A 15,675-nucleotide genomic window follows, 5' to 3' on the forward strand; every position below is an offset into this window, starting at 1 on the left:
TTTTCTCCTTTACTTACCCATACAAAAATCCGAAAAGACCTTATCGACCAGATCATCTTCCACTTCTTCTCCAATGACATAACCGAGATATCGATAAGCGTCCATTAAATCAATTGTAAAGAGATCCTCACTCATACCATCTCGAATGCTCTTCTGCACCAGTTTCAGACTTTTCCTTGCCTCTTCCATATCATATTTCTGCCGATCATTAGAGATCAAAAACTGGTCAGGATTCGAAAGATTGCCTAACAAAAAGAGCTTTTCAATTTCATGAGATAAAATACAGACCGTCTCCTCATTTTTGCAGTTCACATGAAGAATCCGGCTTTCTTGTCGGTGAGACAAAGCTTTCCGAATGATTTCCGGATCCGCCTTCTGTTCCAGGTCCGATTTGGTAAAAAGAACCAGAGTCGGAACGTTCGGAATATCTGAAACAATAGATAGATCCTCCTGGGACAAGGGTCTTGAGCCATCAATCAAAAAGAAAACAAGATCCGCATTCTTTAAAGCATCCAGAGACCGCTTGACACCGATCTTCTCAACCAGATCATCTGTTTCATGAATGCCTGCCGTGTCCATCATGAGAAGAGGAATATCATTCAAAACAATTTCTTCTTCCAGAAGATCTCTTGTCGTACCCGGAACATCCGTCACGATTGCCCGGTCCTTACCGGACAAGAGGTTTAAAAGCGAAGATTTTCCTACATTGGGACGCCCGACAATAGCTGTCCGAATACCGTTTTTCAGAAGGCTCCCCTGCTGATAGGAACGAATCATCTGATCGATTTCTTGGATACAACCTTCTATTTTCTGATCCAATTCCGAAGGATATTGATCCAGGGAATAGTGTTCCGGATCATCGAGAGCTGCCTCCAAAAAGGCTGCTTCATGAAGGATCTTTTCCCTCAAGTCTCGAACTTTTTTCGATAGATTTCCATTTAAGTGGGAAAGAGAGACCTTACGCTCGAAGGAGGTCTTTGAATGAATCAGATCCATGACGGATTCCGACTGTGACAGATCAATCCGCCCGTTTAGAAAAGCGCGTTTGGTAAACTCTCCTGCTTCGGCAGGTCTTGCACCGGCCCGGTAAATCAAAGAAAGCGCATCCCTTAATACACGCATTCCTCCATGACAGTCAAATTCAACCACATCTTCCATGGTATAGGATTTCGGCCCGTGAAAGACCAAAGCATAAACCTCATCTACGATTTCTCCCTGATCTACCAGATGACCGTAATGAACAGTATTCGGTTTACATTTTCTTAAATCGGTTCCTTGAAAGACAGAATTTGCAATTGTTAGAGCGTCATCTCCACTGATTCGGATAATACCGATTCCGGCATCACTCATACCGGTAGAGATTGCAGCTATTGTATCACTCAAAATAAGAACTCCTATTCATTAAAAAGCATTCCATCCATGAGAGTGGATAAAATTCTCTAACCAGAAGAATAAACTGAGATTCTCAAAAAAAGAGCTGTGAAAATGTCAGGCGGGAATGATCCACCTTCCATTTCACAGCCCTCTTCCCGCCATGATTGTATCCTGATATTGAAAGGACTATGGCTTTAGCCAATATTACTTCAGAGTAACAACTACATAACGATAGGGTTCTTCTCCTTCGCTATGCGTTGTCACATAAGGATCCTCCGACAAAGCAGCATGAATCACACGACGTTCGTAAGGATTCATGGATTCCAAAGCAACCGGCCGGCGAGTCTTTTTCACCTTGTAGGCAACATTATGAGCCAGATTCTCAAGGGTTTCCTTTCGGCGTTCTCTATAATTCTCTGTATCGATCTTCACCCGAACATAATTAGAAGTCTTTCGATTCACAACCAGATTCGTAAGATATTGAAGAGAATCCAGTGTCTGGCCCCTCTTACCAATGATCACACCCATATCAGGGCCAACGAGATCCAGATTCAGAGATTTACTTTCCTGATCATAATCTTTCTTAATAGAAACAGTGAGACCCATCTTGTCAAAAACATCATTCAAGAAGTTTTCAGCAACATCTTCTACTTTCGAAATTTCATCGTCACTGATGGAAAGGTTTTTCTTATCCTGATCCTTTGCATGGGAAGGATCATCTGATACCGTCTTTAACTGATCTGGCTCAGAAGATTCCTTATCCTTTTCCTCCCTGTTTTCAACAACAGACTCTTGATTCGCTGCAGTTGCGGAATCATCTTCTTCAGAAATTTCTTCCTTTTTCGCATCCTCTTCGGAATCCTCTCCGAGGCGAACCCGAATCACAGCATCCTTACTGGCAAAACCAAGGAAACCAACACTTCCTTTATCAATGACCTCATAAGAGATGTGATCGCTTGTCATTCCAAGAGCGATTGATGCATTGGTCAAGGCATCTTCGACTGTTTTCCCTTTAAAATTCTGATATTCCATAGCAAACCCCCTTATTTCTTTGTATTCTTCGAATTGTAATCACTGACCAGATTTGCCTTCGAGGCCATGGAGCCCTTCTTTGCATTCTTACGAATTTCATTGGCCTTTTCAATTTCTTCCGAACGACTGGATACGGAGTTTGCCTTACCGGACATGGTATTCGTATTCCTGGTCCGGATATTTGCAGCATTATAAATCTGAGCCTGGCGGATGCCACGCTTTTCAGCCTTTTTCTTTGCCTTCTCCTTATTTGCTTCAATAATAGTATCAAGATTGATCTTAGCAAAATGACGATTGAGGAAAACCTGCTGTACGGTACGAACAAGAGCACCGGCAATCCAGTAAATGGTCAAACCAAGAGGTACGGTAAATGCAAAGATCAAAGACATAAAAGGCATCATGATATTCATGGTCTTCATTTGACGAGCTGCCGCATCATCTCCCATACTGTTATTCACCTGGGACACCTTCATATTGATGACCTGGGACAAATAAGAACAAATAGGAAAAAGAAGAGCAAGAATCACAATGAGATAAGCATGGCTTTCAAAGGATGTCTTCATAATATTCCAAGGCGTATCGGAGACATTCAGACCAAAAATATTATTAATGGAAGAAAGGTGATGGTGAGCATCTGCAAAAGTATCAGAAATGGATGAAAACTTCTTTGCTGCAATATCCCACCCGTTATCACTTAACTTATAGAGAACATCGATAATATGGTTTTTATCTGCTACTCCACCCTTACCATTGAAGGTCACGTTGGTGATATTCTTTACGGCCGCATCGCTAATCAATGACTTCATTTTAGAAGTATAACCATCCGTCGCAATAATACCATTAACAACAGAGGTGAATACATTCTTAACGGAGTTGATATAAGCCGGGATATTATAGAATACCCGATAAAGAGCGAAGAGGATCGGCATCTGAATAATCAGCTGAACACAACTTCCCATCGGGGAAATGCCATACTTATCATAAAGTGCCTGGGTCTCTTCATTCATAGCTGCCATAGCCGCCTGATCAGATCTCTTGTTCTTATACTTATCCTGAATCTTCTTCATTTCAGGCTGCATTTTCGAAGAAAGAACAGAGAACTTCTGCTGCTTATAGGTCAGCGGAAAAAGAGCAATATAGATTACAATGGTAAATAAAATAATTGCCAGAGGAATACTGTTAATATGGAGTACATTGGTTTGGAAAATATAGATCTTATCCATAATCCAACCAAGTCCTTTGGCAATGGGTCCTAAGAAGGCACCATTATATGCCGTGAGATATAGTTCTGTCAAAATAACCCCCTTTAGAGTTAAGGCACAGGGTCATATCCTCCCTTAGAAAAAGGATTACAACGGAGGATTCGCCAGAAAGCCAGAAGTCCTCCTTTTAATGCGCCATATTTTTCAATTGCTTCCAATCCATACTGAGAACAGGTTGGATAATAAGGACATTTTGTCGTCTTTAAAGGCGACAAATATTTCTGATAAAGACGGATCAAATAAATAAAAAGTCTTTTCAGCATGAACTGTCTTTCCTCTCAGTCTGAACTGTAATTTTGTGAAGATCTGCAAGATGAAGCAAAGATTTTTCTATTTGAAAATAGGATGACTTCTTTGCTCGATTCCTGACAACGACTACGATATCCAGCCCGGTGCCAAACATCTCTTCATGCAGTCGATATGCTTCTCGGATCAGTCTCGTCAAATGATGTCGAATTACACTATTGCCTACTTTTTTGCTTACAGAGATTCCAAGTCGATTCATCTGGCTATGGTTTTCCAAGACATACATTACAAGGAAAGGATCCGCAAGGGAAAAACCTTCTTCATAAACTTTATGAAAATCCTGACTCTTCTTTAGTGACTCGCTAAAAACCATATTTACCCCGTTAATAAACCTGAAAAGAAGAAAAGACCACAAAAAATGTGGCCTGTTTAAGTAACAATTATACTGTTAATTTCTTTCTTCCTTTTAATCTGCGGGAAGCAAGGACTTTTCTTCCACCGGCAGTGCTCATTCTGGAACGGAAACCATGAACCTTGGCTCTCTGTCTTCTCTTCGGCTGATATGTCATCTTCATATGTGCCCACCTCCTTCGTTCATTTTTTAGATATTTTTAGAAAAAACACTAGCATCAATTATATCAAAGGATCCCTCAAAGTCAAGAAAAACCACAGAATTTCAATGATTTTCAGAGAAAAGATAAAAATAATACCAAAGACGAAGATAAACATGGTTTATTAACAAAAGTTATTCACAAGTTATCCACTTTATCCACATGTACAAAACCAAGGTTTCTATTAAAAACTTATCCACAAGATGTTGATAAGTCTGTGGATAAAATCTGCAGATATCGTTGAAAACAAGATGGAAAAATGTAAAACAAGAGCCTTTCCTTGTTTAAAATACAGACTTCCCGGCAATTGTGAAAAAGTGAATGTAACATATCCCTCTTTTCCACAAATACGACTTTCCGATCATTGATTTTGTTGATAATTGTGGACAAGTAGTTTATTATATAGGAAGTTGCTTTTTAAACATGGGTAATTCTGTTGATAAGTAAAAGGAGTTTCTTCCTATTTATAATATTGGAGAAGGATTATGGAACTAGTAGAGGAAAAGTGGGATCAAATCCTGGATGCTGTAAAAAATGAATACCAAATTCCGGATATTTCATTTAAGACATGGATTCGTCCGCTTAAAATCGATCATTTAGATGGGGATACCATCTATATTCTGACCCAGGAGAATGACAGCCTTGGTATCAATTTCTTAAAAAGAAAATACGAGAAACTCTTAAAGGAATCCATTGCTACGGTTACGGGCAAAGAATATCAGTTGGAATTTGTCCTTCCCGGAAAAACAGAAACAATTTCTGAAACCATCAAAGTCAATAATTCCAGCAATCTGAATCCTCGTTATACCTTCGAATCCTTTGTGGTCGGTAATAATAACAAGTTTGCCCATAGAGCAGCTCTGGCCGTAGCGGAAACGCCCGGGGAAGCCTACAATCCGCTCTATATTTACGGCGGACCGGGACTCGGGAAAACCCACTTAATGCATGCGATCGGTAATTATATTCTGAAGGAAAACCCGAATAAAAAGGTCATTTATGTAACCTCCGAGGAATTTCTGAATGAAGTCATCGAATCGATCCGTTCTACCAACAATACTTCTGCCATGACCAAGTTCCGGAATAAATATCGGACCGTTGATGTCCTGATGATCGATGATATTCAATTTATAATAGGTAAGGAAGCAACCCAGGATGAGTTTTTCCATACCTTTAATGCCCTTCATTCCGCAGGAAAACAGATCATTCTGACTTCCGACCGGCCACCGAAAGAAATGAAGACCTTAGAGGATCGTATCCGTTCCCGTTTCGAATGGGGACTCATGGCTGATATCGGCTATCCTGATTACGAAACCCGAATGGCTATTATTAAAAATAAGGTAGAAACCGAGCATATTAACCTGAATGATGACATTCTGCAATATATCGGTGAAAATATTAAGTCCAATATCCGTGAAATCGAGGGCGCCATCAATAAGCTTGCCGCCTATTCCCGCCTGGAAAACAAAGAGATTACCATGGATATTGCCAAAGAGGAATTACAGAACATTATTTCTCCGGATAAACCAAGAGAGATCACTCCTCAGCTGATCATTGAAGTTGTAGCGGAACATTTTAATCTGTCCATGGAACAAATGACCAGTAATGCCCGCGCAAAGAATATCGCCCGCCCGCGGCAGATTGCCATGTATCTCTGTAAGCAGATGACGACGGTTCCCTTAGAAGCGATTGGAAATCTCCTTGGAGGACGTGACCACTCAACCATTATTCATGGTGCCAATAAAATTGCCGAAGAATATGAAAAGGAAGAAGACCTCCGTCAGCAGATCGAAGCCATTAAAAAGAAAATCAGTCCGTCCTGATTTCGATGTTTATAACCTGTTGATGGGCCCTGAAATTTTAGAGGATAAGAAGTGTAAAATCTGTGGAAAGCAAAAATAAGATAAAATAAGATCATGTAAGAGGAAAAGAAGAGAAGTTATTTATCTACCCTTTATCCCAATCAGAAACACAGAATCTACACATGTTTTTCTGATTTATCCTTCCTTAGGATCCTTCATTTTAAGCCTTTTTCAGACCTTATCAACCATTCCACAGTCCTTAAGAATACTATTATTAAAAAAATTATATATATACTCTTTTTGCGAAAGGAGAAAGCGAATGAAAATCGTTTGCAGCCAAAGCGAGTTATTAAAGGCAGTTAATATTGTCTCCAAAGCTGTACCTACCAGAACAACCGTAACCATTCTGGAATGCATTAAAATTGATGCCAGAGAAGATGAAATTGTTCTGACTGCATCAGATACACAACTTAGTATTGAAACGAAGATCGAAGGACAGATTGAAGAACGGGGAATGGTTGCATTAAATGCAAAATTCTTTTCTGAAATCATAAGATCCTTGTCATCGAATGAGGTGACAATCGAATCCGATGATTCTTTTAAAACCAAGATTGTCTGTGGTAAGGCAAAATTTGAAACGATGGGAAGATCCGGGGAAGATTTTCCTACTCTTCCACTGGTTTCAGAGGAGCAGCCAATCATTATTTCTCAGATGATGCTTCGTGATGTGATTCAGCAGACCATTTTCTCCATTTCTGACAGCAATGATCAGAAACCGATGACGGGTGAGCAATTTAAGATCAAGGATAATCGTCTTCGGATCGAATCTCTGGATGGACATCGGATATCCATTCGAAATGTTCTCTTAAATGAGGATTTGAATCCGAACCCCTTCCAGTGTGATGTTGTTGTTTCCGGTAAGAGTCTGAATGAAATCTCGAAGATTCTGTCTGGCGGTGCAGACGACCAGGTCAAGATCTATATTTCCAAAGTTTCGGAAAATAGTATGAATGAGACCCGTTTTATCCGTTTTGACTTCGATCAGACAAAGGTGATCTCCACTCTTCTTCCGGGCGGTTATTACAATATCGATCAGATGGTTTCTTCGGAATATCAGACCAAGCTTCGGATCAATCGAAAGGAACTTTTGGATTGTATCAATCGTGCCAATCTTCTCTATACAATCGAAGGAAAGAAAGAACCCTTCGTGATTAATGTCACAGATGGACTGATGGAATTAAATATTCGTACCATGAATTCTTCTTTTGATGAAAAGATTGAAATTGAGAAGGAAGGTCTGGATATCAATATTGCCTTCAATCCGAAGTTTTTGAATGATGCTCTTCGTGTCATTGATGATGAGGAGGTTACCTTCTATTTCATCAATTCCAAGGCACCCTGCTCCATTAAGGATGATGAGGAGACTTATATCTATATCATTCTTCCGGTCAATCGTTAAATAGAAACCAATAGGGAGCATATCATGGAAAAAGTGACATTGAGAGAAGGAGATGACTTTATTCGCCTGGGCCAGGCCATGAAAAAGGCCGGATGCGTCGGTTCCGGCCTGGATGCAAAAATTATGATCCAGGATGGTCAGGTTCAGGTGAATGGAGATACAGAAACAAGACGAGGACGAAAGCTGGTCGAAGGGGATGTCTTTACCTTCGAAGATGAGAGCTATCAGGTTGTCAGAGAATGATCATAGAAGAAGTTGAAATGAAGGATTTCCGCAATTATCCTGCGCTTTCGATTCGTCCGGATCCGGGAATCAATATCTTCTATGGCAACAATGCTCAGGGAAAAACCAATTTTCTCGAAGCGGTCTATCTTTGCGGAACCAGTCGGTCACACCGCGGCAGTAAGGATCGGGAAATGATCCGTTTTGGTTGTGAAGAGGCTCATATTCGAACCGAAGTTTCAAAAAAAGGTCGGAAGGATCGGATCGATTTACATTTACGAAGAAATAAAACGAAGACCATCTTTGTCAATCGACTGCCCATCCATCGTGCCAGTGAACTGTTTGGTATTCTGAACCTGGTTTTCTTTTCGCCGGAAGATCTGGATATCATCAAAGAGGGTCCGGCTGAGAGGCGAAACTTCATGGATCGGGAACTTTGCCAGCTGGATCGGATCTATCTCGAAGATTTGAAGAACTATCATAAGGTCCTGGATCAGAGAAACAGACTGTTAAAGGATCTCTATACTCATCCTGATCTGGAAGGAACCCTGGATGTCTGGGACCAGCAGCTGGTTCATTATGGCAGCCGGATCATAGAGAGACGGCAGGATTTTTCCGATGAATTAAATGAGATCTCGCATGAGATCCACAGCGGCCTTACAAAAAAACAGGAAGACATGGAAGTCATTTATCAGCCAAGCTGTAAAGTTTCCGATTTTTCGGACTTGTTACGATCTGCCCGGGAAAAGGATATTCGTTTTGCTCAGACTTCCCTAGGGCCGCACCGGGACGACCTTTTGATCCGATCGAATGGAATTGAAATGCGAAAATTCGGTTCTCAGGGACAGAAGAGAACTTGTGCTCTTTCTCTGAAACTATCTGAGATTCGTTTGGTGGAAGAAATAATCAAGGATAAGCCGGTTCTTCTCATGGATGATGTTCTTTCGGAGTTAGATCAGAGCCGTCAGGATGATCTGCTTTCCGGTATAGGACATATACAGACATTCATTACCTGCACGGGTATGGAGGATTTCATTCGGCGTCAATTTCCGGTGAATAAAGTTTTCCATGTGACAGATGGAAAAATGGACAGATAGAAAGGGTTTTCTTTTATGGCAGAAAATAGAGAATACGGAGCAGATCAGATTCAGATTTTGGAAGGTCTGGAAGCTGTTCGAAAGCGTCCGGGTATGTATATCGGTTCTACTTCCGAGCGTGGTCTGCATCATCTTGTGTATGAAATCGTCGACAATTCTGTAGATGAGGCTTTGGCTGGTTATTGTACCCATATTCATGTGGAAATCAATCCGGATAATACCATTACGGTTACGGATGACGGACGTGGTATTCCAACCGGAATCAATAAAAAGGCCGGAATTCCGGCCGTTGAGGTTGTCTTTACCATTCTTCATGCCGGCGGTAAGTTCGGCGGTGGAGGATATAAAGTATCCGGAGGTCTTCATGGCGTAGGTGCTTCGGTTGTGAATGCACTCTCCGACTGGCTGGTCGTTCAGGTCAAGCGGGACGGCATCATATGGGAACAGCGATATGAGAAGGGGAAAACCATGTATCCTCTGAAACAGGTCGGCACCTATGATGATGGTCAGACTGGAACACGGGTTACATTTAAACCGGATGAAAGCATTTTCGAGACGACAGTTTATAATTACAATACGCTTCGTGTCCGCCTGAGAGAGACGGCTTTTCTGACCAAGGCCTTAAAAATCACTCTGACCGATCATAGAGAAGGCCAGGAAAGAGAAGAAGTATTCCATTACGAGGGTGGCATCGCAGAGTTTGTCACTTATTTGAATCGGAGCAAGCAGGCGCTTTATCCGGATGTGATTGTCTGCGAAGGGATCCGGGATGGAATCAAAGTCGAAGTTGCCATGCAGCATAACGATTCCTATGAGGAATCCTGCTATTCTTTTGTCAATAATGTGATTACGCCGGAAGGCGGCACTCATCTGACAGGTTTTCGTAATGCATTGACGAAGACAGTCAATCAATATGCCAGAGATCACGGTTTCTTGAAGGAAAATGAGGATGCCCTCTCCGGAGATGATATTCGTGAAGGTTTAACATCGATTATCAGTATCAAGATCGAAGAGCCTCAGTTTGAGGGACAGACCAAGCAGAAGCTGGGAAACAGCGAAGCCAGAGGAGCGGTTGAAAGCGTTGTTACAGAGCAGCTGGATCGTTTTTTGGAAGAGCATCCGGATGCGGCGAAAATAATCTGTGATAAATCTATTGATTCCAGAAGGGCAAGGGATGCGGCAAGAAAGGCCAGAGACCTGACCAGAAGAAAGTCTGCTTTGGATTCCTTCTCTCTTCCCGGAAAACTGGCCGACTGTACAGAAAAAGACAGAAGTAAATGTGAGATTTTCATCGTCGAGGGAGATTCCGCCGGCGGTTCAGCAAAGACGGCCAGAAGCCGGGCAACCCAGGCAATTCTGCCCCTCCGTGGTAAGATCTTGAATGTAGAAAAGGCAAGAGAAGACCGGATCTATGATAATGCCGAGATCCGTTCTATGATCACGGCATTTGGTACGGGAATCCATGATGACTTTGATATTTCGAAACTACGTTATGACAAAATCATCATCATGACGGATGCCGATGTCGATGGCGCTCATATTGCAACATTGATGCTGACTTTTCTTTATCGTTTTATGCCGGAATTGATCCGTCAGGGTCATGTTTATCTGGCAACGCCGCCCTTGTATAAGATCGAGCGGAACAAAAAGGTCTGGTATGCATATAGTGATGAACAGCTGAATCAGATCCTTAGTGAGATTGGAAGAGACCAGAATAATAAGATCCAGCGTTATAAGGGACTTGGAGAAATGGATGCAGACCAGCTCTGGGAGACAACGATGGATCCGCAAAGCCGAATTCTGAAACGTGTAAATATGGATGAGGATAATCCTTCTGATGTGGAGGTTACATTTTCCGTTCTGATGGGTGATCAGGTTGAGCCGAGGCGTGAGTTCATCGAGGAAAATGCGAGATATGTACAGAACCTGGATATCTAGGAGGAAGGGTTTTTAAATGGATGACAAGATTTTTGATCAGATTCGAGATGTCGATCTGAAAGAAACAATGGAGAGCTCTTATATTGATTATGCCATGAGTGTAATCGTATCCAGAGCACTTCCGGATGCCAGGGATGGATTGAAACCGGTACAGAGACGTGTTCTCTACTCCATGATCGAGTTGAATAACGGACCGGACAAGCCTCATCGTAAGAGTGCCCGTATTGTTGGTGATACCATGGGTAAATATCATCCGCATGGAGACTCTTCCATCTACGGAGCTCTGGTTAATATGGCTCAGGACTGGTCTACCCGTTATCCTCTGGTCGACGGACATGGAAATTTTGGATCGGTCGATGGAGATGGCGCAGCTGCCATGCGATATACCGAGGCCAGACTGAGTAAGATCTCCATGGCTCTTTTGAAGGACATCGATAAAGATACGGTTGATTTCATGCCGAACTTCGATGATACCGAAAAAGAACCGACGGTTCTGCCGGCTCGTTTTCCGAACCTTTTGGTAAATGGAGGAACTGGTATTGCGGTAGGTATGGCAACCAATATTCCTCCTCATAACTTAAGAGAAGTGATTGCAGCTTGTGTCCGTATGATCAATAACCGGGTCAATGAAGACCGGGAGACCTCAATTGAAGAATTAATGGAGGATATCAAGGGACCGGATTTCCCGACAGGGGGCATGATCCTCGGTCATTCCGGAATCGAACAGGCCTATAAAACCGGACGTGGTAAGATCCGTGTTCGTGCGGTTACAGATATTGAGCCGATGGAAAACGGCAAGCACAGAATTGTTGTAACCGAACTCCCCTATGCTGTAAATAAGGCACGTTTGATTAAGAATATTGCGGATCTCGTTAAGGAAAAGAAACTGGATGGAATTACAGACTTAAGAGATGAGTCATCCAGAGAAGGAATGCGGATCAGCATTGAACTCCGTCGGGATGTCAATCCCAATATTATGCTGAATAAGCTTTTTAAGCATACCCAGCTTCAGGATACCTTCGGTGTCATCATGTTGGCGCTTGTCAATAACGAGCCGAAGATCCTGACTCTGAAGGATGTTTTAAATGTCTATCTCAAGCACCAGGAAGATGTCGTTACAAGACGGACTCGTTATGATTTAAATAAAAAGGAAGACCGGGCCCATATTCTGCAGGGATTATTGATTGCACTGGATCATATCGATGAAGTGATCTCTATTATCCGTGCATCCGAGACGGTACAGATTGCAAAGAATGAACTCATGAAACGGTTTGGACTGTCAGATGCACAGTCGCAGGCTATCGTTGATATGCGTCTTCGTGCTCTGACCGGTTTGGAAAGAAGCAAAATCGAGGGCGAATACCAGCAACTTTTGAAGGAAATTGCGGAATTGAAGGAAATTCTGGCAGATCATAACAAACTTCTGATCGTCATTCGGGATGAAATTCAGGAGATTGCAGATAAATATGGTGATGATCGCCGTACCAGCATCGGATTCGACGAGGATGAAATTTCCATGGAGGATCTGATCCCGGATAAGAATACGATCATTACCTTTACCAAGGTCGGCTATATCAAGCGAATGAGACCGGATAATTTCAAGGCTCAGCATAGAGGCGGTAAGGGAATCAAGGGAATGGAAACCTTGGACGATGACTATATCGTTGAAATGATGATGACAACAACGCATCATAATATTCTCTTCTTCACCAATCTGGGCAGAGTTTATCGTTTGAAGGCATATGAGATTCCGGAAGCATCCAGAACTGCAAAGGGAACAGCAATTGTCAATCTCCTCCAGCTCATGCCGGATGAGAGGATCACATCTATGATCTCAATGAAAGAAATGGATGATACTTCCTACCTCTTCATGGCAACGAAGTCCGGAATTGTAAAGAGAACCAGACTGTCAGAGTATCAGAATATTCGGAAATCCGGTCTGATGGCCATCCGTCTGAGAGATGACGACCTATTGATCGGTGTTAAGAAGACTTCCGGTTCGGATGAAATCATGCTCTTTACCAAATATGGGATGAGTATTCGTTTCAACGAAGACGATGTCCGGACCACAGGAAGAGATTCCATGGGTGTGATCGGTATGTCTCTGACGCCGGGAGACGATGTGATCGATATGCAGTTGGCAAAAGATGGGGAATCTCTGATGATCGTTTCCGCCAAGGGCATTGGTAAATGTACTTTGATTTCGGAGTTCCCGACCCAGCATAGAGGAGGCAAGGGAGTCAAGTGCTATAAGCTTATGGAGAAGACAGGAAATCTGGTTGGTGTCAAGGCAGTCAATAAAGATGACGAAATGATGCTGATCACGACAGAGGGTACTGTCATCCAGATCAAAGTTGTAGATACAGCTCTTTCCGGCAGAATTACTTCCGGTGTGAAACTGATCAATCTGGATCCGGATGTTTTCGTAGCTTCCATGGCTAAGGTCCGTCAGGATACCAATATGGATATTGATGCATCGGACTCTGAGGAGGAAGAAGACTTAAAGTTGGATAGGGATATGGATGCAGTTGATTCTGATGATTTCGATGATGATACGGAATCAGAGAATGATGACAATTGATCGTTTTTCATTTACAGGGATCCGATGGATCCCTGTATTTTTCTTCCAGGGGATCTATATAAAATCCAAATGTGCTCTAGAACTATTCCAGGAAAAAAGGCTTAGATTTTTAAGAAATTAAGAAAAAAGGAAGAGGAAAAGGAAATGAGAGAACTTAATACAGATCTGATCCGGGACCAGATTGCTTCCATGTGCATGGAAGCAAATTACTCCTTATCGGATGACATGCTGATGAAGTTAGACCAGGCAGAGAAAATGGAGGAATCCGAACTCGGACAGAAAATCCTATCGGATTTGAAAAAAAATCTGGAAATTGCATCGAATGACCAGATTCCAATCTGTCAGGATACCGGCATGGCGGTTGTCTTTCTTGAGATCGGTCAGGATCTGCATCTGACCGGGGAATATTTGGAAGATGCAGTCAATGAAGGGGTTCGACGGGGTTATGTCGGCGGTTATCTGAGAAAATCGGTTGTTATGGATCCCATCGAACGGCTAAACACGAATGACAATACACCGGCCATTCTTCATACCAAAATCGTCAAGGGAGACAAGGTGAAAATCACAGTCGCCCCCAAGGGATTCGGATCAGAAAATATGTCTCGAATTTTTATGCTGAAACCGGCTGAAGGCTTGGATGGTGTGAAAAATGCTATTCTTACGGCAGTCAAGGACGCCGGTCCTAATGCCTGTCCCCCTATGGTCGTCGGCGTTGGAATCGGAGGCGATTTTGAGAAAGCAGCGGAAATGGCAAAAGAAGCCTTAACCAGAGAAGAAGAGCCATTAAAGCAGAAAAAGTGGGTCAAAGAGCTGGAAAAGGAAATGCTTCAAAGAATAAATGATCTCGGTATCGGACCGGCCGGACTCGGAGGCAGGATTACAGCATTGGCTGTGCATGTGAATACCTATCCGACTCATATTGCAGGCCTTCCTGTGGCAGTCAATATCTGCTGTCATGTCAATCGTCACGTAAGTCGGATTCTCTAATGAGGATCGTTCAAAGATGAGTGGAAATCATACAGAAGAGATAAGGAGCCTGTCATGGAAAAGCATTTGACACTGCCAATCACAGATGAAATAGCGGATTCTCTCCGGATCGGTGACTATGTCTATTTGTCAGGAGAAGTGTATGTTGCAAGAGATGCCGCACATAAGCGCTTTATGGAATGCCTGGAGGAAGGACGAAAACTTCCCTTTGAACCCCAAGGTGCTACCATTTATTATATGGGCCCGTCTCCGGCCAGGGAGGGCAGAGTGATCGGATCAGCGGGTCCGACAACGGCCAGTCGTATGGATAAATATACACCAAGCCTTTTGAAGTTAGGCGTAAAGGCAATGATTGGAAAAGGAAAGCGTTCGAAAGAAGTACTCGAAGCAATCAAAGAAAACCATTGCGTCTATTTTGCTGCAATTGGAGGAGAAGGAGCCCTTCTATCCCAAAAAATTATAAGCTCCGAAGTGATTGCATATGAGGATCTGGGAGCAGAGGCTGTTCGAAAGATTAAAATCAAAGATTTTCCGGTCATTGTAGTCAATGATGATCATGGCGGAAACCTCTATGAGGAAGCACCGAAAAAATACAGAAATAAAAGTTATGAATAAAAGACAGAAGATATTGTTTGACAAAGAATCAATACTTTGTTAGAATATCACTTGCGTTATCGAGAAATCGGTAGGCAATACGGAGAAGTACTCAAGAGGCCGAAGAGGTGCCCCTGCTAAGGGTATAGGTCGGGAAACCGGCGCGAGGGTTCAAATCCCTCCTTCTCCGTTTGATAAAAAAGATGTTTCAAACATCTTTTTTATTTTTCTCAAAAAAACGCTTGACAACATTCTATGAAAATTATATGATATAGAAGTTGTCGCCGAGAGCGGCAATGAGAACAGCTCTTTGATAACTGAACAATGAAACAACCTTGAAAGATTCTAAACGAGAGAATTTTTTAAAGAACGCGTTATGGAGACATAACAAACCTAAAAGCAGTAAAGCGAAGGAAACGAATGACAGACTAGCGCATTCGAGACCAGAAAATCAAACTTTTAACATGAGAGTT

14 protein-coding genes and 1 tRNA gene are annotated in these 15,675 nt (G+C 42.4%); 9 read left to right on the plus strand and 6 right to left on the minus strand.

What is annotated here, in order from left to right; genetic code table 11:
• Nucleotides 1–9 precede the first annotated feature (9 nt).
• The 6 genes from mnmE to rpmH form a co-directional block, all read right to left on the minus strand.
• Complete coding sequence (mnmE, locus tag ACKX2L_RS09640; RefSeq protein ID WP_497551465.1) at nt 10–1,383, minus strand: tRNA uridine-5-carboxymethylaminomethyl(34) synthesis GTPase MnmE; 1,374 nt, start codon at nt 1,381–1,383, stop codon at nt 10–12.
• A gap of 195 nt (nt 1,384–1,578) precedes the next feature.
• Entirely contained in the window at nt 1,579–2,406 is an 828-nt protein-coding gene (jag, locus tag ACKX2L_RS09645) for an RNA-binding cell elongation regulator Jag/EloR (protein WP_497551464.1), read from the minus strand.
• An 11-nt stretch (nt 2,407–2,417) separates the two neighbouring features.
• A complete protein-coding gene (locus tag ACKX2L_RS09650; RefSeq protein WP_497551463.1) occupies nt 2,418–3,701 on the minus strand; it encodes a YidC/Oxa1 family membrane protein insertase in 1,284 nt (427 codons plus the stop codon).
• Between the two features lie 17 nt (nt 3,702–3,718).
• Complete coding sequence (gene yidD / locus ACKX2L_RS09655; RefSeq protein ID WP_497551462.1) at nt 3,719–3,931, minus strand: membrane protein insertion efficiency factor YidD; 213 nt, start codon at nt 3,929–3,931, stop codon at nt 3,719–3,721.
• Nucleotides 3,925–4,287, minus strand: a complete 363-nt coding sequence (gene rnpA, locus ACKX2L_RS09660; protein ID WP_497551461.1) for a ribonuclease P protein component — start codon at nt 4,285–4,287, stop codon at nt 3,925–3,927. The genes yidD and rnpA overlap by 7 nt, the downstream gene beginning before the upstream one ends.
• A 67-nt stretch (nt 4,288–4,354) precedes the next feature.
• Complete coding sequence (gene rpmH, locus ACKX2L_RS09665) at nt 4,355–4,489, minus strand: 50S ribosomal protein L34 (RefSeq protein ID WP_173432051.1); 135 nt, start codon at nt 4,487–4,489, stop codon at nt 4,355–4,357.
• 521 nt (nt 4,490–5,010) lie between these two features.
• Between rpmH and dnaA the strand changes: the two genes are divergently transcribed.
• From dnaA to ACKX2L_RS09710, 9 genes are all read left to right on the plus strand, one after another.
• Nucleotides 5,011–6,345: a chromosomal replication initiator protein DnaA gene (gene dnaA / locus ACKX2L_RS09670; RefSeq protein WP_497551460.1), complete on the plus strand. Its 1,335-nt coding sequence runs from the start codon at nt 5,011–5,013 to the stop codon at nt 6,343–6,345.
• Between the two features lie 298 nt (nt 6,346–6,643).
• Nucleotides 6,644–7,783: a DNA polymerase III subunit beta gene (gene dnaN / locus ACKX2L_RS09675; protein WP_497551459.1), complete on the plus strand. Its 1,140-nt coding sequence runs from the start codon at nt 6,644–6,646 to the stop codon at nt 7,781–7,783.
• 24 nt (nt 7,784–7,807) lie between these two features.
• A complete protein-coding gene (locus tag ACKX2L_RS09680) occupies nt 7,808–8,026 on the plus strand; it encodes an RNA-binding S4 domain-containing protein (protein WP_497551458.1) in 219 nt (72 codons plus the stop codon).
• The gene (gene recF, locus ACKX2L_RS09685; protein ID WP_497551457.1) at nt 8,023–9,102 is read left to right on the plus strand and encodes a DNA replication/repair protein RecF; all 1,080 of its coding nucleotides are present in this window, start codon (nt 8,023–8,025) and stop codon (nt 9,100–9,102) included. Before ACKX2L_RS09680 ends, recF begins: the two co-directional genes overlap by 4 nt.
• 15 nt (nt 9,103–9,117) lie before the next feature.
• The gene (gyrB, locus tag ACKX2L_RS09690; RefSeq protein ID WP_497551456.1) at nt 9,118–11,040 is read left to right on the plus strand and encodes a DNA topoisomerase (ATP-hydrolyzing) subunit B; all 1,923 of its coding nucleotides are present in this window, start codon (nt 9,118–9,120) and stop codon (nt 11,038–11,040) included.
• 16 nt (nt 11,041–11,056) lie between these two features.
• Nucleotides 11,057–13,621 carry a DNA gyrase subunit A gene (gene gyrA, locus ACKX2L_RS09695; RefSeq protein ID WP_497551455.1) on the plus strand — a complete coding sequence of 855 codons (2,565 nt, stop codon included), beginning with the start codon at nt 11,057–11,059 and terminating at the stop codon, nt 13,619–13,621.
• Nucleotides 13,622–13,765: 144 nt separating this feature from the next.
• Nucleotides 13,766–14,608 carry a fumarate hydratase gene (locus tag ACKX2L_RS09700; protein ID WP_497551454.1) on the plus strand — a complete coding sequence of 281 codons (843 nt, stop codon included), beginning with the start codon at nt 13,766–13,768 and terminating at the stop codon, nt 14,606–14,608.
• A gap of 54 nt (nt 14,609–14,662) precedes the next feature.
• Nucleotides 14,663–15,223, plus strand: a complete 561-nt coding sequence (locus tag ACKX2L_RS09705; protein ID WP_497551453.1) for a Fe-S-containing hydro-lyase — start codon at nt 14,663–14,665, stop codon at nt 15,221–15,223.
• Between the two features lie 81 nt (nt 15,224–15,304).
• Nucleotides 15,305–15,392, plus strand: a tRNA-Ser gene (locus tag ACKX2L_RS09710).
• Nucleotides 15,393–15,675: the final 283 nt, after the last annotated feature.

Source organism: Porcibacter vitabionis, assembly GCF_046263795.1.
GTDB lineage: Bacteria > Bacillota > Clostridia > Lachnospirales > Lachnospiraceae > Lachnocurva.

Coding starts and splice junctions, on each gene's coding strand:
- dnaA (WP_497551460.1), top strand. CDS start 5,011: ATGGAACTAGTAGAGGAAAAGTGGGATCAAATCCTGGATGCTGTAAAA.
- gyrB (WP_497551456.1), top strand. CDS start 9,118: ATGGCAGAAAATAGAGAATACGGAGCAGATCAGATTCAGATTTTGGAA.
- ACKX2L_RS09680 (WP_497551458.1), top strand. CDS start 7,808: ATGGAAAAAGTGACATTGAGAGAAGGAGATGACTTTATTCGCCTGGGC.
- gyrA (WP_497551455.1), top strand. CDS start 11,057: ATGGATGACAAGATTTTTGATCAGATTCGAGATGTCGATCTGAAAGAA.
- yidD (WP_497551462.1), bottom strand. CDS start 3,931: ATGCTGAAAAGACTTTTTATTTATTTGATCCGTCTTTATCAGAAATAT.
- rpmH (WP_173432051.1), bottom strand. CDS start 4,489: ATGAAGATGACATATCAGCCGAAGAGAAGACAGAGAGCCAAGGTTCAT.
- dnaN (WP_497551459.1), top strand. CDS start 6,644: ATGAAAATCGTTTGCAGCCAAAGCGAGTTATTAAAGGCAGTTAATATT.
- rnpA (WP_497551461.1), bottom strand. CDS start 4,287: ATGGTTTTTAGCGAGTCACTAAAGAAGAGTCAGGATTTTCATAAAGTT.
- recF (WP_497551457.1), top strand. CDS start 8,023: ATGATCATAGAAGAAGTTGAAATGAAGGATTTCCGCAATTATCCTGCG.
- ACKX2L_RS09705 (WP_497551453.1), top strand. CDS start 14,663: ATGGAAAAGCATTTGACACTGCCAATCACAGATGAAATAGCGGATTCT.
- jag (WP_497551464.1), bottom strand. CDS start 2,406: ATGGAATATCAGAATTTTAAAGGGAAAACAGTCGAAGATGCCTTGACC.
- ACKX2L_RS09700 (WP_497551454.1), top strand. CDS start 13,766: ATGAGAGAACTTAATACAGATCTGATCCGGGACCAGATTGCTTCCATG.